The 20240-nt window shown below is 67.0% G+C and carries 24 protein-coding genes and 4 tRNA genes; 19 read left to right on the top strand and 9 right to left on the bottom strand.

Going from position 1 to position 20240, the window contains the following annotated elements:
- Nucleotides 1-4: 4 nt before the first annotated feature.
- Both QMG28_RS08690 and QMG28_RS08695 read left to right on the top strand, forming a co-directional pair.
- A complete protein-coding gene (locus QMG28_RS08690; protein ID WP_281841837.1) occupies nt 5-463 on the top strand; it encodes a DNA polymerase III subunit chi in 459 nt (152 codons plus the stop codon).
- A 38-nt stretch (nt 464-501) separates the two neighbouring features.
- Nucleotides 502-963 carry a GFA family protein gene (locus QMG28_RS08695; RefSeq protein WP_281841838.1) on the top strand — a complete coding sequence of 154 codons (462 nt, stop codon included), beginning with the start codon at nt 502-504 and terminating at the stop codon, nt 961-963.
- A gap of 84 nt (nt 964-1047) precedes the next feature.
- Here the strand turns inward: QMG28_RS08695 and QMG28_RS08700 are convergent, their stop codons facing one another.
- Genes QMG28_RS08700 through QMG28_RS08710 form a run of 3 tightly spaced genes read right to left on the bottom strand, consistent with a single transcriptional unit; the run spans nt 1048 to nt 2699 of the window.
- Nucleotides 1048-1626, bottom strand: a complete 579-nt coding sequence (locus tag QMG28_RS08700) for a retropepsin-like aspartic protease family protein (protein WP_281841839.1) — start codon at nt 1624-1626, stop codon at nt 1048-1050.
- Between the two features lie 52 nt (nt 1627-1678).
- The gene (locus QMG28_RS08705) at nt 1679-2302 is read right to left on the bottom strand and encodes a MarC family protein (RefSeq protein ID WP_281841840.1); all 624 of its coding nucleotides are present in this window, start codon (nt 2300-2302) and stop codon (nt 1679-1681) included.
- 40 nt (nt 2303-2342) lie between these two features.
- Nucleotides 2343-2699, bottom strand: a complete 357-nt coding sequence (locus QMG28_RS08710; RefSeq protein WP_281841841.1) for a hypothetical protein — start codon at nt 2697-2699, stop codon at nt 2343-2345.
- A gap of 61 nt (nt 2700-2760) precedes the next feature.
- Here QMG28_RS08710 and QMG28_RS08715 point away from each other — a divergent pair, with 61 nt between their 5' ends.
- Entirely contained in the window at nt 2761-3183 is a 423-nt protein-coding gene (locus tag QMG28_RS08715) for a DUF1499 domain-containing protein (RefSeq protein ID WP_281841842.1), read from the top strand.
- On the opposite strand, the gene QMG28_RS08720 is transcribed toward QMG28_RS08715, so the two are convergent.
- The gene (locus tag QMG28_RS08720; RefSeq protein ID WP_281841843.1) at nt 3094-3411 is read right to left on the bottom strand and encodes a hypothetical protein; all 318 of its coding nucleotides are present in this window, start codon (nt 3409-3411) and stop codon (nt 3094-3096) included. The genes QMG28_RS08715 and QMG28_RS08720 overlap by 90 nt on opposite strands.
- Before the next feature lie 61 nt (nt 3412-3472).
- Between QMG28_RS08720 and prfA the strand changes: the two genes are divergently transcribed.
- The 5 genes from prfA to lipA all read left to right on the top strand — a co-directional run bounded on the left by prfA (nt 3473) and on the right by lipA (nt 8366).
- Complete coding sequence (gene prfA / locus QMG28_RS08725) at nt 3473-4528, top strand: peptide chain release factor 1 (RefSeq protein WP_281841844.1); 1056 nt, start codon at nt 3473-3475, stop codon at nt 4526-4528.
- Nucleotides 4525-5358, top strand: coding sequence for a peptide chain release factor N(5)-glutamine methyltransferase (prmC, locus tag QMG28_RS08730; RefSeq protein WP_281841845.1), 834 nt, complete (start codon nt 4525-4527; stop codon nt 5356-5358). The genes prfA and prmC overlap by 4 nt, the downstream gene beginning before the upstream one ends.
- 231 nt (nt 5359-5589) lie before the next feature.
- On the top strand, nt 5590-6147 hold the full coding sequence (locus QMG28_RS08735; RefSeq protein ID WP_281841846.1) for a DUF4167 domain-containing protein: 558 nt from the start codon (nt 5590-5592) through the stop codon (nt 6145-6147).
- Between the two features lie 250 nt (nt 6148-6397).
- On the top strand, nt 6398-7324 hold the full coding sequence (locus QMG28_RS08740; RefSeq protein ID WP_281841847.1) for a LysR substrate-binding domain-containing protein: 927 nt from the start codon (nt 6398-6400) through the stop codon (nt 7322-7324).
- 91 nt (nt 7325-7415) lie between these two features.
- Nucleotides 7416-8366: a lipoyl synthase gene (gene lipA / locus QMG28_RS08745; protein ID WP_281841848.1), complete on the top strand. Its 951-nt coding sequence runs from the start codon at nt 7416-7418 to the stop codon at nt 8364-8366.
- Between the two features lie 59 nt (nt 8367-8425).
- Here the strand turns inward: lipA and QMG28_RS08750 are convergent, their stop codons facing one another.
- The 3 genes from QMG28_RS08750 to QMG28_RS08760 form a co-directional block, all read right to left on the bottom strand.
- Nucleotides 8426-8893: a GyrI-like domain-containing protein gene (locus tag QMG28_RS08750; protein WP_281841849.1), complete on the bottom strand. Its 468-nt coding sequence runs from the start codon at nt 8891-8893 to the stop codon at nt 8426-8428.
- Between the two features lie 74 nt (nt 8894-8967).
- Nucleotides 8968-9861: a cytochrome c gene (locus tag QMG28_RS08755; protein WP_281841850.1), complete on the bottom strand. Its 894-nt coding sequence runs from the start codon at nt 9859-9861 to the stop codon at nt 8968-8970.
- Nucleotides 9862-9977: 116 nt separating this feature from the next.
- A complete protein-coding gene (locus tag QMG28_RS08760; RefSeq protein WP_281841851.1) occupies nt 9978-10451 on the bottom strand; it encodes a c-type cytochrome in 474 nt (157 codons plus the stop codon).
- A 109-nt stretch (nt 10452-10560) separates the two neighbouring features.
- Between QMG28_RS08760 and QMG28_RS08765 the strand changes: the two genes are divergently transcribed.
- From QMG28_RS08765 to QMG28_RS08795, 7 genes are all read left to right on the top strand, one after another.
- Entirely contained in the window at nt 10561-11421 is an 861-nt protein-coding gene (locus QMG28_RS08765) for a LysR family transcriptional regulator (RefSeq protein ID WP_281841852.1), read from the top strand.
- Between the two features lie 71 nt (nt 11422-11492).
- Nucleotides 11493-11828, top strand: coding sequence for a 4a-hydroxytetrahydrobiopterin dehydratase (locus QMG28_RS08770; RefSeq protein ID WP_281841853.1), 336 nt, complete (start codon nt 11493-11495; stop codon nt 11826-11828).
- A gap of 84 nt (nt 11829-11912) precedes the next feature.
- Nucleotides 11913-13043, top strand: coding sequence for a tRNA guanosine(34) transglycosylase Tgt (gene tgt, locus QMG28_RS08775; protein ID WP_281841855.1), 1131 nt, complete (start codon nt 11913-11915; stop codon nt 13041-13043).
- A gap of 277 nt (nt 13044-13320) precedes the next feature.
- Complete coding sequence (gene lon, locus QMG28_RS08780) at nt 13321-15726, top strand: endopeptidase La (RefSeq protein WP_281841856.1); 2406 nt, start codon at nt 13321-13323, stop codon at nt 15724-15726.
- 137 nt (nt 15727-15863) lie between these two features.
- On the top strand, nt 15864-16403 hold the full coding sequence (locus QMG28_RS08785; RefSeq protein ID WP_281841857.1) for an HU family DNA-binding protein: 540 nt from the start codon (nt 15864-15866) through the stop codon (nt 16401-16403).
- Nucleotides 16404-16423: 20 nt separating this feature from the next.
- Nucleotides 16424-16498: transfer RNA gene (locus QMG28_RS08790), tRNA-Val, on the top strand.
- Between the two features lie 102 nt (nt 16499-16600).
- Nucleotides 16601-16676 (top strand) — tRNA-Val (locus QMG28_RS08795).
- A gap of 36 nt (nt 16677-16712) precedes the next feature.
- On the opposite strand, the gene QMG28_RS08800 is transcribed toward QMG28_RS08795, so the two are convergent.
- A complete protein-coding gene (locus tag QMG28_RS08800; protein ID WP_281841859.1) occupies nt 16713-17492 on the bottom strand; it encodes a polysaccharide deacetylase family protein in 780 nt (259 codons plus the stop codon).
- Between the two features lie 161 nt (nt 17493-17653).
- Between QMG28_RS08800 and QMG28_RS08805 the strand changes: the two genes are divergently transcribed.
- The 4 genes from QMG28_RS08805 to QMG28_RS08820 all read left to right on the top strand — a co-directional run bounded on the left by QMG28_RS08805 (nt 17654) and on the right by QMG28_RS08820 (nt 18794).
- Nucleotides 17654-18235 carry a histidine phosphatase family protein gene (locus QMG28_RS08805; protein ID WP_281841860.1) on the top strand — a complete coding sequence of 194 codons (582 nt, stop codon included), beginning with the start codon at nt 17654-17656 and terminating at the stop codon, nt 18233-18235.
- Between the two features lie 108 nt (nt 18236-18343).
- Nucleotides 18344-18420: transfer RNA gene (locus QMG28_RS08810), tRNA-Asp, on the top strand.
- Nucleotides 18421-18451: 31 nt separating this feature from the next.
- Nucleotides 18452-18528: transfer RNA gene (locus QMG28_RS08815), tRNA-Asp, on the top strand.
- Between the two features lie 26 nt (nt 18529-18554).
- The gene (locus tag QMG28_RS08820) at nt 18555-18794 is read left to right on the top strand and encodes an RND transporter (RefSeq protein WP_281841861.1); all 240 of its coding nucleotides are present in this window, start codon (nt 18555-18557) and stop codon (nt 18792-18794) included.
- Nucleotides 18795-18856: 62 nt separating this feature from the next.
- Here the strand turns inward: QMG28_RS08820 and QMG28_RS08825 are convergent, their stop codons facing one another.
- Nucleotides 18857-20236 (bottom strand): M20/M25/M40 family metallo-hydrolase, encoded by a 1380-nt coding sequence (locus QMG28_RS08825; protein ID WP_281841862.1) that lies wholly within the window; start codon nt 20234-20236, stop codon nt 18857-18859.
- Nucleotides 20237-20240 lie beyond the last annotated feature (4 nt).

Raw genomic sequence — 20240 nt, forward strand, 5'->3', positions numbered from 1 at the left:
GCCGATGGGCGAGGCCTATTTCTACCACATGACCCGCACGCCGCTGGAGGGCACCCTGCCGGTGCTGCTGGCGAAGTCGCTTGAGGCGGGCTGGCGGGTGGCGGTGCGCGGGCAGGACCCGGCCCGGCTCGACTGGCTCGACCAGCGGCTCTGGCTCGGCCATGAGGAGAGTTTTCTGCCGCATGGGGTGGCGGGGGGGCCGCATGACGCCGATCAGCCAGTGCTGCTCACCAGCGCGCCGGAGGCCGCGAACGGCGCGAATTGCCTCGTCTCCATCGACGGGGCCGAGGTGGCGCCGGGCGAGGTCGCGGCGATGGAGCGGGTGATGATCCTGTTCGACGGCAACGACCCCGAGGCGCTCCAGCGCGCCCGCGATCAATGGCGCGCCCTGACCGGCGCGGGAGCGAAAGCCAAATACTGGAGCCAGGAAAGCGGGCGCTGGGAGATGAAGGCGGAAAACTGAACCCCGTCAGGGGATTGCATCGTGGAAGCGAGGTGCGAATGGAACTGCTCGACCAAACCACCCGCCGCGGCGGCTGCCAATGCGGCGCGCTGCGCTACGAGGCCCGCGCGATCCTCGACAATCCCCATATCTGCCATTGCCGGATGTGCCAGCGCGCCAGCGGCAATTTCTTCGCCGCCCTCGTCGGCGTGCCGAACGAAGCGCTCACATGGCAGGGCGAACCGGCCATCTTCGAAAGTTCCGAAGGGGTCGAGCGGGGCTTCTGCCGCGATTGCGGCACGCCGATGTTCTACCGCCACCGGGATGGTTCCCACTGCTCGATCATGATCGGCACTTTCGACGACCCGGCCAGCGTGCCGCTCTTCTACGAGTTCGGCATCGAAAGCCGGTTGCCGCAGATCGACAGGCTCGGCCATGTCGAGCGCTACACAAGCGACGAGCTCATCGACGCCGCGGCGATCGCCCATATCCGCGAGACCTCCCGGCAATATCCGCTCTGATCTTCTCTGTTCGCAAAATACCTCGGGGGTGAATTGGCCGCAGGCCAAGAGGGGGCAGCGCCCCCTGATGCGCCCCCTGACCGCCTACCGCGTCAGAACCAGCATGTCGCCCGCGATCTCGATCTTCGAGAAGCGGCGCAGATAAGCCATGCCGAGCAGCGACTGATCCATCTCGCCCTCGTTGACGAAGACCCGCAGGTTGCGGTCGGTGATATCGCCAAGCCGGATCTCGTCCACCGTGGCCGGGGCGGTGCGCACCATGCCGTTGGCGGTGAAGGCGCGGCCGGTGAAGGCGAGGCCGTCGGGGTCGATCCCGATCCGCGCGGCATCCTTCATCGTCAGCACCACATCCGTCGCCCCGGTATCGACGACAAAATCCACCGGCTCGCCGTTCAGCCGCGCGGTCAGGTAGAAATGCCCGTCGAACATGCGCGGCACCTCGATCTGGCCGCTTTCCAGCACCGACTGGCGCGGGGCGAGATCGCGCGAGATATCGCCCCAGAGTCCGTAACCGGCGATCACGCCGACAAAGATCAGCGCCCAGACCATCGCCTGCTGGGCCAGCTTCGACCAGTTGCGGCGATGCTGGGCGATGAAATAGCCCCCCACCGCGGCGGCGAGGAGAACGAGATAGGCGAGGCGTCCGATATCGGTTGTATCCATTCCGCCCATATAGGCACGCCTCCCGCGCGGGCAAATGCGACCGGCTGTCCGCTCAGTTCACAAGGCCGAAATTCGCCAGACCGTCGAGCACGAATTGCACCGCGAGGGCGGCGAGCAACATGCCGAGCAGGCGGGTGAGCACGTTGATCCCGGTTTCGCGCAGCAGCCGTTCGAGCAGGCCCGAGGCGAGGAACAGGGTGAACACCACCGCCAGCACCGCCAGCATCACGAGATGCACCGCGAGAAGCTGCAGCGGCGTGGTGGTCTGGCCCGCCAGCAGGATCATCGCCGCCATCGCGCCGGGGCCGCCGATCAGTGGCGTGGCGAGCGGAAAGACGGACGGGTCTTCCGCCGGATCGAGCCCCGGTTCCGACTGGTCCTTGCGCCGCTGGGCGCGGCGCTCGAACAGCATGTCGAGCGCGGTCAGGAACAGCAGCAGCCCCCCGGCGATACGGAAGGCGGGCATCGAGATGCCGAGAAAGCCCAGCACCTGCTCGCCCAGCAGCCCGAACAGCGTGAGCAGGATCGCGGCCACGCCGATGGCGCGCAGCGCGATCGCCCGCCGCTCCGCCTTCGACGCGCCCTTGGTGAGGGCGAGGAACAGCGGCATCAGGCCGATCGGGTCGATCACCACGAAGAGGGTGACGAAGGCCGGTATGAGGAGGTCGGGCATCATCTCCGCCGGACGGTGACAGCGCCGGCGCGCGAAGGCAAGCCTAGTCGCAGCGCAGCCAGTCGAGCACCAGCCCGTCGGTGATCACGTAGACGCCGAAATCGTGGCCCATCAGCATCAGCCGCTCACTATAGGGTTCGCCCTCGCCGGTGCAGGTGCGGTCATAGAGCACGGCGTTCAGGCCGCGCACCTCTACCGGGTCGGCGAGGGTGCAGGCATTGTCGACCCCGGTGATCGTGGTCCCGGTGATTTCCAGCGCGCCGCCCTCCATGCCGACGCTCTGGCAATCCCAGCGTTCGGCCCAGTCGTCATTCGGACGGTACAGCCCGTCGAACGGGCCGGCGCCCGCCGCCGCCGGGATCAGGATACAGGCCGCGAGAGCCGAAAAAATGCGCCGCATGGGATTGATCCTTTCACCGCTTTGGTCCGAAACTGAGGCACGAACAGAAGGCGCGCCGTCCATGATATTCGTCAAATCTCTTGCCGTCCTGCTGGGCCTCATCGTGCTCCTGCAAGCCTGGATCCGCCTCGCGCCGTTGCCGCGCGCCCGGCTTACGGCCCGGCCGGGGCCGATGGAGCCGGGGGTGCATCCGATGACAGGCGGGGTGAAGATCGTCCGTCCGCTGGCCGAGCTGCCGCCCGGCGCGCTGGACCGGCTCGCCGCCATCGCTGCCGCCACCCCGCGCACGATGAAGCTGGGCGACGATCCGCTCGCCTTCGTCACCCGCTCGAAGCTCTGGGGTTTTCCCGATATCGCGCTGATCTGGTCGGATGGGGAGCACCTGCACCTGCACTCACACCTTGTGTTCGGCAAGGGAGATATGGGCGTCAACGCCGCCCGCGCCGCGCGGTGGTTCGAGGCATTGGAGCGGGGCGAGGGATGAACTGAGGCAGGCGCGCCCGGTATCGCGCCAGATCGGGTTGTTGAGGCTCATCTCGCAGCGGGCAATAAAGGCGCGCCCGTCGACGGTGAGGCAAATCTCTTCCTCCAGCTCCACCCGGCCGCCGGTGGAATCGGTGCAATAGCAGTCGATCACCCTGCCGCCGGGGCCGGTGACATCGGCCGGGGCGGCGCCGGGCAGGCTCACCAGGGCGATCATCATCCAGCGCATGGGGCATGATACACCATGCCCGCCCCTTGACCAAATCACGCCGATGGGCCACCTGAGGCGGATGGTTCCTGTCGACAAGCTCACCGCGATCACCGAGCGTTTCGAGTATCTCGAAGCGCGGATGGCGCAAGGACTCTCCGGCGACGAGATCGCGCGGGTGGGGCGCGAATATGCCCAGTTGAAGCCGGTGGTGGAGCAGATCGGCGAGTATCTGCAGCTTCTCGCCGATATCGGCGAGGCGCGGGCGATGCTGGCCGATCCGGAGATGAAGGCGCTGGCGGAAGAGGAGCTGCCCGCGCTCACCGCGCGTCTGCCCGAGGCCGAACAGGCGATGCGGCTGGCGCTTCTGCCGCGCGACGAGGCCGATACCCGCCCCGCCATCGTCGAGATTCGGCCCGGCACCGGCGGCGAGGAGGCGGCTTTGTTCGCGGGCGATCTGCTGCGGATGTATCAGCGCTATGCCGAGCGGTGCGGCTGGCAGGTGGACATTCTGGAAGAACAGCTCACCGAGCTTGGCGGGGTCAAGGACGTGGTGGCGCGGGTGGTGGGCGAAAACGTCTTCGCCCGGCTCAAGTATGAAAGCGGCGTGCACCGCGTGCAGCGCGTGCCCGAGACCGAATCGGGGGGCCGCATTCACACCTCCGCCGCCACCGTGGCGGTGCTGCCCGAGGCCGAGGATGTGGATATTCACATCGACCCGAACGATATTCGCATCGACACGATGCGCGCATCCGGGGCCGGGGGGCAGCATGTGAACACCACCGATTCCGCCGTCCGGATCACCCATATTCCGAGCGGGATCGTCGTCACCAGCAGCGAAAAGTCGCAGCACCGCAACCGCGAGATCGCCATGCAGGTGCTCAAGACCCGGCTTTACGACATGGAGCGGCAGAAGGCGCATGACGCCCGTGCCGCCGACCGAAAGACCCAGGTGGGTTCGGGTGACCGCTCCGAGCGCATCCGCACCTACAACTTCCCGCAAGGTCGGATGACCGACCACCGGATCGGCCTTACGCTTTACAAGCTGGGCGAGGTGATGGGCGGCGATCTCGACGAGATCGTCGACGCGCTCACCGAGGCCGACCAGGCGCAGCAACTGGCGGAGATGGACGCATGAGACTGACGCAGGCACTCGGCAAGGGCACCGGCCTTCTGGGCTTTGGCGGCATGGGCAATTCGGGGCGCGACAGCCGGGCGCTGCTCGCCCATGCGCTCGACATGGCGCCCGACCGGCTGATCTTGGAGCATGACCGCGAGGTCAGCGACGACGAGATGGCGGCCTATGAGGTGCTGCTGCACCGGCGGCTGGAACATGAGCCGGTGAGCCGCATCATCGGCAAGCGCGCCTTCTGGGGTCGGGACTTCAAGATCAGCCCGCAAGTGCTTGATCCAAGGCCGGAAACGGAAATTATCATTGCCGAGGCGCTGCGCGGCTCCGCGCCCGGACGGCTGCTCGATCTGGGCACCGGCTCGGGCATTCTCGCGATCTCGTTGCTGGCCGAATGGCCCGGCGCCGAGGGGGTGGCCACCGATCTTTCGCCCGGGGCGCTGGCGGTGGCGCGCGAGAATGCCCGGGCGCATGGCGTGGCCGACCGGCTGAGCCTGATCGAAGCCGACTGGTTCGCCGGGGTCGAAGGCGTGTTCGATCTGATCGTGTCCAACCCGCCCTATATCGCCGCCGACGAGATGGCCGGGCTGGAGCCGGAGGTGCGCGACCACGATCCCGAAATGGCGCTGACGCCGGGCGGCGACGGGCTGGACGCCTACCGCGCGATCCTGGCTGGCGTTGCGGCGCATCTGGCGCCGGGCGGGCGGCTGATGGTCGAGATCGGCCCGAGCCAGGGCGCGGCGGTGACGGCGCTGTTCGAGGCGGCGGGCTTTGCCCATGTGGCGGTGCGGCCCGATCTCGACGGTCGGGCGCGGGTGGTGCTGGGCCTGCGTGCCTGAGGCCGGCCACCGGGGCGCGCCCTGTGGCGCAGGGGGCGCTTGCCGGCGGGAACATGCAACCGCTGCACTTTCCGCTTGCTCCCGCTTGGTTACCTGCTTATGCAGGGTGCAGCGACAGGGCGCAGTCTTTCGATTGCCTGTCGCTGATAAGCCGCAAAGCTGGGACGTATTGAACACGCACGAGATGCGCGCGACCCGCAGAAGCCAGAAACAGGCTGGAAAACTGGATTTATGAGATCTTCGAAATCACGTTCGCGTGGCAAGAACCGGAGCAACAACCGCTCTCCCGCCAACAACCTCAACCGCGTCTTCGACAGTTCGGGGCCGGAAGGCAAGGTGCGGGGCACACCGCAGCAGATCATCGACAAATACACGCAGCTCGCCCGCGATGCCTTTCTGAGCAACGACCGGGTGGCGGCGGAGAATTTCCAGCAGCACGCGGAACATTACACCCGCCTGCTGGCCGAGGCGCAGAACGACGCCGAGGAAAAGCGGGCGCAGGCCGAGAAGGCCAACCGCGACCGCCAGCAGCAACAGCAAAAACAGCGTGATCGCGACGATCGCCGGGGCCGCGACGAGGACCAGGGCAGCGACGATCCCGCCAGCCAGCCGCAGCCCGACGTGGTCGATCTGCCGTCCGAGGAGGATAGCGGGCTGGTCGAAACCCCCGAAACCAAACCGGCCCCGCGCAAGACCACCCGGACACGCAAGCCAAAGGCGAAGCCGGAGGCCGAGGCTGCCGAGCCTGCCGCGCCGGATGGCGGCGACGCGACCGAGGCCGCGGAGTAAGATCCGGGCAGATTGCGAGACGAGACGGAGGCCGCCCTGAACGGGGCGGCCTTTTTTCATGCCTGTTCTGGTGTGACGCCCCAAAAACCTGTGGGGCGCGGGAGATACCCTCCCGCGCCCCTGTGGGATGCGCCTTCTCGCGAGCGGCAGACCATCGCGTATGGTCCGCCCGATCCTGTCCCGGTGAAAATCGCATGCGGTGGCGATCAGGGGAAATTGCAATTTTCGATGAAAATGATAAGTGACGGTTATGAACGTTACGCTCCGTCAGCTCGGCTATTTCATCGCCCTCGCCGAAGAACGCCATTTCGGGCGGGCGGCGGCGCGCGTTCACGTCACGCAGCCGGCGCTTTCCACCCAGATCCGCGAACTCGAAGACCGGATCGGCACCGCGCTGGTCGACCGCTCCGGGCGCGGCTTCAGCCTCACCCCGGCCGGGCAGGACGTGCTCGCCTCGGCCCGCCGGATCGTCGGCGAGGTTGAGCGGATGGAGGCCAATGTGCGCTGGCAGGACGGGCTGCGCGGGCGGCTCAAGCTGGGCATCATCCCCACCGTCGCGCCCTATCTGCTGCCGCAGGCGCTGCCGCTTCTGCGCGCGCGCGACGTGACGCTCGATCTCAGGCTGCGCGAGGCGCAGACCGAGGCGCTGCTCGGTGAATTGTCGGACGGGCTGATCGACGCTGCGGTCATCGCGGTGCCCTCGGGCGTGCCGGGGCTGATCGAGGAGCCGCTTTTCATGGATCGCTTCCTGCTTGCCGGGCGCCGGGAGCCGATTGCCGAGATGCGCCGCAGCGGGCAGGTGCCGCGGCCGGGCGAACTCAACCCGTCGCAGCTTCTGCTGCTCGACGAAGGCCATTGCCTGGCCGATCAGGCGCTGGAGGTTTGCGGCACCAGCCGGGTCTCGACCCGGGTGGATCTCAGCGCCTCGTCGCTGCCCACGCTCTGCGGGCTGGTGGCGGCGGGCTTCGGCCAGACGCTCCTGCCCGAGATCGCCTGCGTGCCGGAAACCGCCGCGGCGCCCGAGATGGATGTGGTGCGCTTCGCCGCGCCGGAGCCGATGCGCATGATCGGCCTCGTGCGCCGCGATCTGGGCGGCCCCGATGGCTGGTTTCGCGAATTGGCGGAGATTTTGCAGGAAGCGGGCGAAGCGCTGCTGGCGAAGGCGGCTGCGATATGAGCCCATGCATTCGTTGCATAGCCGTGTCACAGCGTTTCGATGTGACAGCGCCGCCCGATCCCCTGTATAGAGACGCGAAAGGGAGATTCCTATGCGTGATCTGAAAACCCCCTCCGGTCGTCATCCGGAAAAGGCCCACCGCCCCGACAATGCCCAGCCGAAAAAGCCGGGCTGGATTCGCGTGAAGGCGCCGGGCGGCAAGGGCTATGCCGAAACTCACAAGATCATGCGCGAGCATGGGCTGGCCACGGTCTGCGAAGAGGCGGGCTGCCCCAATGTCGGCGAGTGCTGGAACGCCGGCCACGCCACGATGATGATCATGGGCGAGATCTGCACCCGCGGCTGCACCTTCTGCAATGTCGCCACCGGCAAGCCCAATCCGCTCGACGTGTTCGAGCCGGGCCGGGTGGCCGATGCGGTGGCCAGGCTGGGGCTGAACCATGTGGTGATCACCTCCGTCGACCGTGACGATGTGGACGATGGCGGGGCGGAGCATTTTGCCATGACGATCCGCGCGATCCGCAAGAAAAGCCCCGGCACGACGATCGAGATTCTCACGCCCGACTTCCTCAAAACCGAGCCCGGCGCGCTGGAGACGGTGGTCGAGGCGCGCCCCGATGTGTTCAACCACAACCTGGAAACGGTGCCCGGCCTCTATCCGGAAGTGCGCCCCGGCGCGCGCTATTTCCACTCGCTGCGGCTGTTGCAGAAGGTCAAGGAGCTTGACCCCGCGATGTTCACCAAATCGGGTATCATGGTGGGGCTGGGTGAAGACCGGCAGGGCGTGATGCAGGTGATGGACGATATGCGCGCGGCGGAGATCGACTTCATCACCATCGGCCAATATCTGCAGCCGACGCCGAAGCACCACGCGGTGGATCGCTTCGTGACGCCGGAAGAGTTTCAGGCTTACGAGAAAGCGGCATGGGGCAAGGGCTTCCTGATGGTTTCGGCCACCCCGCTCACGCGCTCCTCCTACCATGCGGGCGACGATTTCGCCCGGCTGCGCGCGGCGCGGCTCGACAAGCTCGGCCAGGCGTGAAGGCGAAATCTTTCTAAGATTTCGGCCCGGTTTCCTGGAAAGAAACCGGGCTGCTCTGATCAGGCCAGCGCCTGATAGAGCCCTGTGAGCAATTGCTCCTCGGGCACCTCGTCGGGGCTGTTGAGGTAGACCTCCCATGTCGGCGGCGCGAAGTCCACGCCCTGGGCCTGCACGAAGGCGGCCATCTCGCCATAGGCGGCCTGGAGCCCGGCATAGCTGCCCCGGTGCATCCCGTGCGCCACCCGGCCCGCCGGGGTCACATCCGCCTTCACCGGCGCCTCGGCGGCCGCCATATCGTCGCGCGCGATGGTGAAGCCGGCGCGGAACGCCATCCTGTCGGGGCTGTAGTCGTAGTAGACGGCCAATGCCGCCCCCGCAGGCGGCACGCCATGTTTCTGCATGAACGCCCAGACCTCGGCAAAGGCCGATCCCATCGCCTCGCCGATTTCCGCCATTGCCATGCCCGTTTCGCGGTCGACGTAGAGATATGGCGTTTCCGCCACGTCGATCAGGCTGAATTCCGTCATGCTGCCCTCCCATGTCGATATGCGCCAGCCTGCACCGGATCGGCGTGCACGGCCATGCGCTGGGTCAAATCGGCCTATTGCCCCAGCGGCAGGCGCTTGAGATAGGCGGCGATGGCGGCGCGGTCGCTCTCGGGCAGTTGCGCGAGGTTCTGCACCACATGGCTCATATGCCCGCCGGCCATATCGAATTCGGGGGTGAAGCCGGAGGTGAAATATTCCACCAGTTCGGCCTCGGACCAGCTCATTTCCGGTGGCGTCAGGTCGGGGAAGGAGCCGCGCCCGGCGGGGTTGGGCGCACCCGAGAGCCAGTCGGCCCCGGTTTTCAGCCCGCCGAGCGCATTGCGCGGGCTGTGGCATTCGGCGCAATGCCCCAGCGCTTCGACCAGCACCCGGCCGCGCTGTTCGGCCTCGTTCAGATCGCCCTGCATCACCCAGCCATCGCGCAGAAACAGAAGCTTCCAGCCGCCGAGCGCGGTGCGGATATTGAACGGGAAGGGCACGTCATGCGGCTGGCTCGGCGTGGGGTCGGCGGGCAGGGTGGCCAGATAGGCGTGCAGGTCTGCCACCTGCTGCGGCTCCATGCGGATATAGGAGGCATAGGGGAAGGCCGGGTAGTAGTGCCGCCCCTGCGGCGATGTGCCGTGATGCAGCGCGTTCCAAAGATCGGGCGCCGACCAGGTGCCGATCCCCTGATCGGGGTCCTGGCTGATATTGGGCGCGGTGAAGGTGCCGAAGGGCGAGGCGAAGCGCTGCCCGCCGGTCAGCACCAGCCTGGCCTCGTCGCTTGCACCCTCGGCCATGTGGCAGGAGGCGCAGCCGGCGGCGGTGAACACCGCTTCGCCGCGGGTAACATCGCCGGTAAGCCCGGCCAGCGCCTCTGCCCCGTCGCTGCGCGGGCGGGTGATCCAGAGCCCGAGGGCGATGACGATGACGGCGAGGATCAGGAGGCGGACAAACCAGCGGCGCATAGGGAACTCCGAACAAGGGGCGCCGGGGCGGAAAGCGCCCCGGCGGTTTGGCCGAGCCTAGCGCAAGCGCGGGGATTCGCCACGCATGGCCGGGGCTGGCGCACGCGAACGTGAGGTCATTCGGATGCGCGATACGCCTGATGGCAGGCACCGCAGGCCGCGCCGAGCGGCCCCATCGCGCCCTGCAGGCCGGCAAGATCGGTGCCGGCGGCGTCGGCCATCGCCGTGGTGGCGGTCTGAAGCGCGGCGATCTTGGTGGTGACATCGGGGAAATTGGCCCAGAGATCGGGCAGCGCCCGGGTGCCGTCGATACTGTCGGCGTCGGTGCCTTCGGGCCAGAGCGCGGCGAGATCGAGATGCGAGAGCGCCATGAGATTATTGGCCGCCGCACCGGCCGCGGTGGCGTCATACTCCATATTGCCCTGCGCCATTGCGCCGAGCGTGCCGAGATTGAAGGCAAAGAGCGTCATCAGCGACTGGCGGGCCTTCACCGCCGGGTTGGGCATTGCGTCCTGAGCATGCAGAGGCGGAGCGCTGACCACGGCGACGGCGAGGCCGAGACCGAGGGCGAGGGGACGAATGGTCGGCATGGCATTTCCTTTCGGGTCAGGTTCGGATCACGGAAGAGTCGTGTTCGCTCAGGTTATCTGTTAGGCTTTTTGGTGGAACTCGCCAATTTCGCATGGGATCTGTGAAAATATGCAAAGGATGAACTGGGACGATATCCGTTTCATCCTCGCGGTGGCGCAGGAGGGGTCGCTGTCCGGTGCGGCGCGGGCGCTGGGGGTGAATCATGCCACCGTGCTCCGGCGCATCTCGGGCTTCGAGGCGGCGCTGGGGGTGACCATCTTCGACCGGACCGCGCGCGGCTACCGGGTGGCGCCGCGCCGGGGCCGGGTGATCGCGGCGATGGAGGCGATGCAGGCGGGCGCGCTCGGCGTCGAGCGGGCGCTGATGGCGGCGCGCGCGCCGCTGTCGGGCGTGGTGCGGGTGACCTCGACCGATACGATCTGCCAGGCGGTCCTGCCGCCGATCGTTGCCCGGCTGATGGCCGAGGCGGAAGGGCTGACCATCGAGCTCAATTCGCAAAACCTGCATGCCGATCTGGCGCGGCTCGATGCCGATATCGCCGTGCGCCCGGCACAACGGCTGCCCGACAACCTGACGGCCACGCAAGCCGGGCAGATGGCGTTTGCCGTCTATGCGGCGCCCGGCGGGCAGCCCGGCTGGCTCGGTTTCGCCGGCAGCCTTGAACGGTCGCTGCCGGCCTCCTGGCTGGCGCAGGCAATGCCGGATGCCGAGATCGCGGGCCGCGCCGACAGCTTCGTGGTGCTGCGCGAGATGGCGGCGGCGGGGCAGGGCCGCGCGGTGCTGCCTTGCGTGCTGGGCGATGTGGATGCGCGTCTGCTGCGGCTCGATGGGATCATGCCGCCGATGCGGGTCGATCTCTGGGTCGCCACGCATCACGATCTTGCCGATGTGCCGCGCATCGAGGCGGTGCGCCGGATGCTCGCCGAGGCGCTGCGGCGCGAGGCGCCACGGTTGCTGGGCGAGCCATGAGCGCGCTCGCGGATAAGTGAGCGCGACAGGACCGGGCTGGCGCGTTAGGCTCGCAGCGGAAGGAGACCGCGATGAGTGACGATCTGACCAAACGGCAATGCCGCGATCTGCCCAAGGGCAGCCCGGCGCTGGGCGCGGGCGAGATCGCCGCGCTGATGCCCCGGCTCGATCCGGGCTGGCACGCGGGCGGCGGCAAGCTCACCCGGCGCTTCGAGGTGAAGGGCTATGCCCCCGCCCATATGCTCGCCAATGCCACCGCCTTCCTCGCCGAGCGCGAGGGGCATCACCCCGACATTTCCTTTGGCTGGGGCTGGTGCGAGGTGACCTTCTGGACCCATACGGTCGGCGGGCTCAGCGAGAACGATTTCATCTGCGCCGCCAAGCTCGACGCACTGGTGGCCGGGTAGCGCCGCCGCACGGGCGTGCCTCCGGCGCTGGGCCTGGCCTTGCCGCGCTTGCGGGTGGCGCTCGGGTGGACTATGCGGGCGGGCATGACCCAGCGGTTCAGCTTTTCCCTTCACGCCAAAGATGGCGCCGCCCGTGCCGGGCTGATCTCCACCCCGCGCGGCGAGATCCGCACGCCCGCCTTCATGCCCGTGGGCACCGCGGCGACGGTGAAGGCGATGATGCCCGAGAGCGTGGCGGCCACCGGGGCCGATATCCTGCTGGGCAACACCTATCATTTGATGCTGCGCCCCGGCGCCGAGCGGATCGACCGGCTCGGGGGCCTGCACAAGTTCATGAACTGGGACAAACCGATCCTCACGGATTCGGGCGGCTTTCAGGTGATGAGCCTTGCCGATCTGCGCAAGCTCACCGAGGAGGGCGTGGCGTTTCGCTCTCATGTGGACGGGTCGAAGCACATGCTCACCCCCGAGCGCAGCATGGAGATCCAGCGCCTGCTCGGCTCCGATATCGTCATGGCCTTCGACGAATGCCCGGCGCTGCCGGCGGAGGAAAGCGTGGTGGCGGAGTCGATGCGGCTCTCGATGCGGTGGGCGCAACGTTCGCGCGACGCCTTCGGCGACCGGCCTGGCCATGCGCTGTTCGGCATCATGCAGGGCGGGGTGACGCGCGCGCTGCGCGAGGAGAGCGCCGTGGCGCTGAAGGCGATCGGCTTCGAGGGCTACGCGGTCGGCGGGCTCGCCGTTGGCGAGGGGCAGGAGGCGATGTTCGGCGTGCTCGACTACGCGCCGGGGATGCTGCCCGAGGACCGGCCGCGCTACCTGATGGGCGTGGGCAAACCCGACGATATCGTCGGCGCGGTGAAACGCGGCATCGACATGATGGATTGCGTGCTGCCCTCGCGCTCGGGGCGCACCGGTCAGGCCTGGACGCGGCGCGGGCAGGTCAACATCAAGAACGCCCGCCACGCCGACGATCCGCGCCCGCTCGACGAGCAGTGCACCTGCCCGGCCTGCCGCAATTACAGCCGGGCCTACCTGCACCATGTGTTCCGGTCGGGCGAGATCATCTCGTCGATGCTGCTCACCTGGCACAATCTGCATTACTATCAGGACTTAATGCAGGGGCTGCGCGACGCGATTTCTGCGGGCGAATTCAATGCGTTCGAGGCGGATTTTCATGCTCAGCGGGCCGCGGGCGATATCGAGCCGCTGTGAGCGGGCTTTGCGCGCGCGGCGCGCCGTGCCGTCCTGACCCGGTGCCGGAGCAACGCCCGGAAGAGGCCGGGCGCCCGTGCCGCGGCGCGTTTACCTCTCGCTCACCGCGTCAACCACAAGCTCTTGCCCGTCAGAGCCATGCAAGGCACAATACCTGCAAACCAACGGGGCTGGTTGAAACCGCGGGATTTCGCCCCCAATTCTAACCAGCGAACAGGAGGCGTTGCGCGCTGCCGACGGTCGGGGCCGTTTCGCCTGCCGCAGACAAGGAAAACAAATGACCGAGCATAAGACCCATTCTCACCCGGTGCTGCCGCTGCGCGATATCGTGGTGTTCCCCCATATGATCGTGCCGCTCTTCGTCGGTCGCGAGAAGAGCGTGAAGGCGCTCGAAGAGGTGATGGCGGATGACCGGCAGATCCTGCTGGCCAGCCAGATCGACCCGTCGGTCGACGATCCGGAAACCGACGGCATCTACCGCGTCGGCGTGCTCGCCAACGTGCTGCAATTGCTCAAGCTGCCCGATGGCACGGTGAAGGTGCTGGTCGAGGGCCAGAGCCGGGTGAAGATCACCGATTTCATCGAAAACCCGGCCTATTTCGAGGCCGATGCCGAGCCGCTGATCGAAACCATCACCGACGAGGATGCCGCCACCGCGCTGACCCGTTCGGTGAACGAGGAATTCGAGCGCTACGCCAAGATCAAGAAGAACATCCCCGAAGAGGCGCTGGCGGCGGTTTCGGAAACCACCGAGCCCGCCAAGCTCGCCGACCTCGTGTCCGGCCATCTCGGCGTGGACGTGGCGCAGAAGCAGGAACTGCTTGAAACGCTGTCGATCGACGCGCGGCTGGAGAAGGTCTTTGGCCTGATGCAGGGCGAAATGTCGGTGCTCCAGGTCGAGAAAAAGATCAAGACCCGGGTGAAAAGCCAGATGGAGCGCACCCAGCGCGAATATTATCTGAATGAGCAGATGAAGGCCATTCAGAAGGAGCTGGGCGAAGACGGCGAGGGCCAGAACGAGGTGGCGGAGCTCGAAGAGCGCATCGCCAATACCAAGCTCTCGAAGGAAGCCCGCGAAAAGGCCGATGGCGAGATCAAGAAGCTCAAGAACATGAGCCCGATGAGCGCCGAGGCCACGGTGGTGCGCAATTACCTCGACTGGATGCTGTCGATCCCGTGGGGCGTGAAGAGCCGCGTGAAGAAAAACCTCGTCAATGCCCAGACGGTGCTCGACGCCGACCATTACGGGCTTGAGAAGGTCAAGGAACGCATCGTCGAATATCTCGCCGTGCAGCAGCGCTCGAAAAAGCTGAAAGGCCCGATCCTCTGCCTCGTCGGCCCGCCGGGCGTCGGCAAGACCTCGCTGGGCAAATCGGTGGCGCGGGCCACCGGGCGCGAGTTCATCCGCATCAGCCTTGGCGGTGTGCGCGACGAGAGCGAGATTCGGGGTCACCGGCGGACTTACATTGGCTCGATGCCGGGCAAGATCATCCAGGCGCTGAAAAAGGCGAAAACGACCAACCCGCTGATCCTGCTCGATGAGATCGACAAGATGGGCCACGATTTCCGGGGCGACCCGGCCAGCGCCATGCTCGAAGTGCTCGACCCGGAACAGAACGGCACCTTCGTCGATCATTATCTGGAGGTGGAATACGACCTCTCGAACGTGATGTTCCTGACCACGGCCAACAGCTACAACATGCCGGGGCCGCTGCTCGACCGGATGGAGATCATCCCGCTCGCGGGCTACACCGAGGACGAGAAGCGCGAGATCGCCCACCAGCACCTGATCGACAAGCAGGTGAAGGCGCATGGACTGCGCAAGGGCGAGTTTGCCATGTCCGAGGCGGCGCTGACCGACATCATCCGCTACTACACCCGCGAGGCGGGGGTGCGCAGCCTTGAACGCGAGATCGCCAAATGCGCCCGTAAGGCGGTAACGCTGATCGTGCGCGGCGATGTGAAAACGGTCGAGGTCACGCCCGAGAGCCTTGAGGACTTCCTCGGGGTGAAGAAGTTCCGCTACGGGCTGGCCGAGAAGGAAGACCAGATCGGCGTGGTCACCGGGCTGGCCTGGACCAGCGTGGGCGGCGATCTGCTCTCGATCGAGGCGCTGCGCCTGCCGGGCAAGGGCCGGATGAAGACCACCGGCAAGCTCGGCGAGGTGATGAAGGAATCGATCGACGCCGCCTCCAGCTTCGTGCGTTCCATCGCGCCGGAGATCGGGGTGAAACCGCCGAAATTCGAGAAATGGGATATTCACGTTCACGTGCCGGAAGGGGCAACCCCGAAGGACGGGCCGAGTGCCGGCATCGCGATGGTGACCTCCATCGTCTCGGTGCTGACGCAGATTCCGGTGCGCAAGGATATCGCCATGACCGGCGAGGTCACCCTGCGCGGCAACGTGCTGCCGATCGGCGGGCTGAAGGAAAAGCTGCTCGCGGCCCTGCGTGGCGGCATCAAGACGGTGCTGATCCCGGAGGAGAACGAAAAGGATCTCGCCGAGATTCCCGACAACGTGAAAGAGGGGCTGAAGATCATCCCCGTCAGCCAGGTTCGCGACGTGCTGAAACTGGCGCTGGTGCGCGAGCCCGAGCCGGTGGAATGGGACGAGGCCGCCGAGGAAGCCGCGGCGGCGGCGCTCAAGACCGATAGCGAAACGGCGGGGCAGGTGGCCCACTAACCACCCGCTACAGATATGAAAACGCCAGGCGCACCCCTTGGGGTGCGCCATTTCGTCTGTGCGTGGCACTGGATTTGTTAACGTTTTTTCGCTAGGGTTTCGGAAAACGAAACAATGAGGCGAAGAAGGCGGTATTCATGACAACCCGTAAGACGAGTTCCCGCAAGGCCGCCCCGGCCTCCGCCCGGGCCAAGACCTCCACGAGCCGCAAGACGACGGCAAGCGCGCCGCCCAAGGCGAGCGCCAAGCCCGCCAGCCCGAAGGTGAGCACCAGGCCGGCGGCGGCAAGTGCCAGGCCAACCAGTGTGGCCGCGGCGATGGCCGCACCGAAGCCGGCGGCGCCGGCCCCGGAAAAAGCCGCGCCGGCGGTAAAGGGCGTTTCGCTGACCGATGTGGCGCAGGCGGGCGATCCGCTGAAGAAAAAGGAATTCTTCGAGCGGGTCAAAGCCCGTTCGGGCGACGTGAAAGGCCGCGACGTGCGGCTGGTGCTCGACGCGGTGCTGGAAGAGCTTGGCACGTTGCTCGCCGAGGGCGAGGGGCTCAACGCCCAGCCGCTCGGCAATCTCAAGGTGCAGAAGCGCCGGGTCACCAACGGCGCCAATGTGGTGGTCTGCAAACTGCGCCGGAAAAAGGCGAAGATCGGGGGGAAAGACCCTCTTGCAGAGGCTGCGGAGTGACGCTAAAAGCCCCGGACGTCGGGTGATTAGCTCAGTGGTAGAGCGCTTCGTTCACATCGAAGATGTCGGGGGTTCAAATCCCTCATCACCCACCATCCCCCTCTCGGCCCCCTGCGGGGCCGTTTGCATTTGGGGGGCGGCAGATGCGCTTGCCCCTTGCAGGGTGTGCGCCGATGCGGGTAAGACCGCGCGGCAATGGGTCGTTAGCTCAGCTGGTAGAGCGCTTCGTTTACACCGAAGATGTCGGCGGTTCGAACCCGTCACGACCCACCATCGCACCCCGTATCGCGCCCCGTCCGCAGGCCCCGGTCAGTCCGAAACGCGCGCCGCACCCGGCAGCCGCCAGCGCAGCTTCGACCAGTCGCGCTGCCCCAGAATCATCGACACGGTGGCAAAGCGGTAGCCCGCCTCGCTCAGCCCGTCGATGGCGGCGGGCATGGCGCGCACGGTGGGGGCGTGAATGTCGTGGCTGAGGATGATCGCGCCGGGCCGGGCGCGCCCGACGATGCGGCTGGCCACCACCTCCGCGCCGGGCCGGCGCCAGTCTTCGGGATCGACCGACCACAGGATCGTCGGCATCTCGCGCTCCCTGGCGACCATCGCCCGCTGCGATGCGCTGAGCGCGCCATAGGGCGGGCGCATGGTGACCGGGATGCGCTGAACGGCCCTGTAGACGGCCTCCGAGGTCCGGTCGAGCTCGCGCAGGACCGAGGCGGTGCCAAGCTGCGACAGCACCGGATGCCGCCAGGTGTGATTGCCGATCTCATGGCCCTCGTCGACCATGCGCTTCACGATGTCAGGGTAGCGCGCCACGTTGCGGCCGATGACGAAGAAGGTGGCCCGCACGCGCCGGGCCTTGAGCAGATCGAGCAGCTGCGGGGTGAGCCTGGGGTGAGGGCCGTCATCGAAGGTCAGCGCGACGAGCCGTGCGCGGGTGGGGGCCGCCGTGACGGTGTTGCGCCGCTCGGTCGATACATCCTGCGGCAACGCGATCTGCGTGCCGGCGGCCAGCGCCCGGCCCGGCGCGATCAGCCCCGCTCCCGCAAGTGCCGCGCCCGACCCGAGGATCAGGTTTCGTCTGTCAAGCACTCTTGCCCCCCAGGCCAAAGCGTCTCAATATGTTAGCGGACAGTTTTCATGTACGGGGCACGGTCGCACAAGGCCGGTTTCGGCTGCGGCGGATGGCGAAGGGCAAGCCTGTTGCACTCTGCGCACAGATTTCGGACTCATGGGGCGAGAAGAGGTTCGATATGTGTAACGAGCTTTACCTTTTGCGCCATGGTCAGTCCGAGTGGAACGCCGCGCGCCGCCATCAGGGCCAGCTCGAAAGCCGACTCACTGAACTCGGGCGCAGCCAGGCAGCGGCGATGGGGGCGGTGCTGGCGCGCGAGATCGCCGAACCCGCCCGGTTCACCGCCTTCACCAGCCCGCTCCTGCGCGCCTCGGAGACGGCCGCGATCGCGCTTGCCCCGCTCGGCCTGACCGCCACCGCCGACGACCGGCTGAAAGAGGTCCATTTCGGCGCCTGGCAGGGGCTGACCGACGCCGAGATCTTCGCCCGCTACCCCTGGGCCGAAGCACCGCGCGAGGCCGACCCGTTCATGTGGAATTTCATGGCACCCGGCGGCGAGACGCTGCCGCTGCTCTCGGCGCGGCTCGGCGCCTTTCTCGACGGGCTGGCCGGCCCCGCCGTGATCGTCGCGCACGGGGTTGCGCTCAGGGTGCTGCGCGGGCTGTGCCTTGGCCTCGACAGCAGTGGAATGCGCGATCTGCCGGGCGGGCAGGGCGTGGTCTGGCGCCTGCGCGACGGGGCGCACAGCGTGCTTGCCTGACCGGTCCGGCGAAAAAACCGCGCCCGCCCATTCAGAACCGCTTGACGCCCCGGCGCGCCGCTTCTAGAACGCAGCCTCACGACGCCCCGTATGGGGCATCGGCAGCGGGCGGTTGTAGCTCAGTTGGTTAGAGTACCGGCCTGTCACGCCGGGGGTCGCGGGTTCGAGTCCCGTCAACCGCGCCACCGCTGCCAAAACCCGGACGCAAGTCCACACGCGGTTGTAGCTCAGTTGGTTAGAGTACCGGCCTGTCACGCCGGGGGTCGCGGGTTCGAGTCCCGTCAACCGCGCCACTTTTCCCCGAACAGCAAGCCGCCCGATGCGTGACCGTCTTCTGCGATTGATCGACGATCTGCCGCTGGGCTATGCCTTGCTCTTCGCGCTGACGCTGGGCCTCGCCCCGTTCACGCCGGAGCCGCATGTCTGGGAAAAGCTGGGAATGCTGGTGACCGGCACGCTGGTCACGCCGGTCGACATCTTCGATCTGCTCATGCACGGCGCGCCCTGGCTGCTGCTCGCCGCCAAGCTGGGGCGGATGGCGCTGCGCCGCGCAAACTGACGCGCCTTTTCATCTTGCCAAAAATATCCCGGGGGTCCGGGGGCAGCGCCCCCGGCCCGGTCTCACCCCTTGCCCGACAGCGCCGCCATGATCCGCGCCCAGCTGCGCATGCCCTTGTGAAAGCTCTCCAGATCGTATTTCTCGTTCGGCGAGTGGATCTGGTCGTCGTCCCGGCCGAAGCCGATCAGCATCGAATCCATGCCCAGCACGTCCTGGAAATGGCCCGCAATCGGGATCGAGCCGCCGGAGCCGATGAAGGCGGCCTCCATGCCCCATTCCTCCGACAGCGCCTTGCGGGCGGTTTCGAATTCCGGCGCATCGGTCGGCATCCGGCTGGCGGGCGCGCCGTGGCCGGCCGGGAATTCGGCGCTCACATCCGCCGGCAGCCGGTCTTCCACATGCGCCACGAAGGCGGCATGGATCTTCTCGGGGTCCTGCTCGCCGACGAGGCGGAAGCTCACCTTGGCGCTGGCCTCGGCGGGCAGCACGGTCTTGAAGCCTTCGCCGGTATAGCCGCCGGTGATGCCGTTCACCTCTGCCGTGGGCCGCGCCCAGAGCTTTTCGAGCGGGGTGCGGTCGGGCTCGCCATAGGGCACCGAGAGGCCGATATCGCCGAGAAAGCGGCTGTGATCGAAGGACAGCGCCTGCCATTGCGCGCGGATCTCGTCGGGCAGCTCCGGCACATCGTCATAGAAGCCGGGCAGGGTGACGCGGCCGTTTTCGTCATGCAGATCGGCGAGGATCGTCGTCAGCAGATGGATCGGGTTCACCGCCAGCCCGCCATACATGCCCGAATGCAGATCGCGGCTGGCGGCCTTGACGATCACCTCTTCGGCCAGCAGCCCGCGCAATTGCGTGGTGATCGCCGGCACCCGGCCATCAAACAGCCCGGTATCGCAGATCATCGCGAAATCGGCTTTCAGCTCTGCGGCATTCTCCTTCATGAAGGGCACCAGCGAGGGCGAGCCCGATTCCTCCTCGCCTTCGAGGAAAATCGTGATCCGGCAGGGCAATTCGCCGGTCTCCGCCACCCAGGCGCGCATCGCCTCGACGAAGGTCATCAGCTGGCCCTTGTCGTCCGAGGTGCCGCGGCCGCGGATCACCTTGCCCTTGGGCGTGTCTTCGATGGCCGGCTCGAAGGGCGGCTTGTCCCACAGCGCCAGCGGGTCGACCGGCTGCACATCGTAATGGCCGTAGAACAACAGGTGCGGCGCGCCCGTGCCGCCATGGGCGACCACCATCGGATGCCCCGGTGTCGGGCGCTTCGCGGCGTCGAAGCCGATCGAGGCGAGGTCGGCGACCAGCCAGTCGGCGGCGGTGTCGCAATCGCCCTTATAGGCCGGATCGGTCGAGATCGAGGAAATCCTGAGCAATTCCATCAGGCGCTCGACGGCGCGGTCGAGATCGTTGTCGAGGCGGGTGAGAACGGGGGCGAGGGTCATGTCT

The organism is Sinisalibacter aestuarii, assembly GCF_027923545.1.
GTDB classification, from domain to species: domain Bacteria; phylum Pseudomonadota; class Alphaproteobacteria; order Rhodobacterales; family Rhodobacteraceae; genus Sinisalibacter; species Sinisalibacter aestuarii.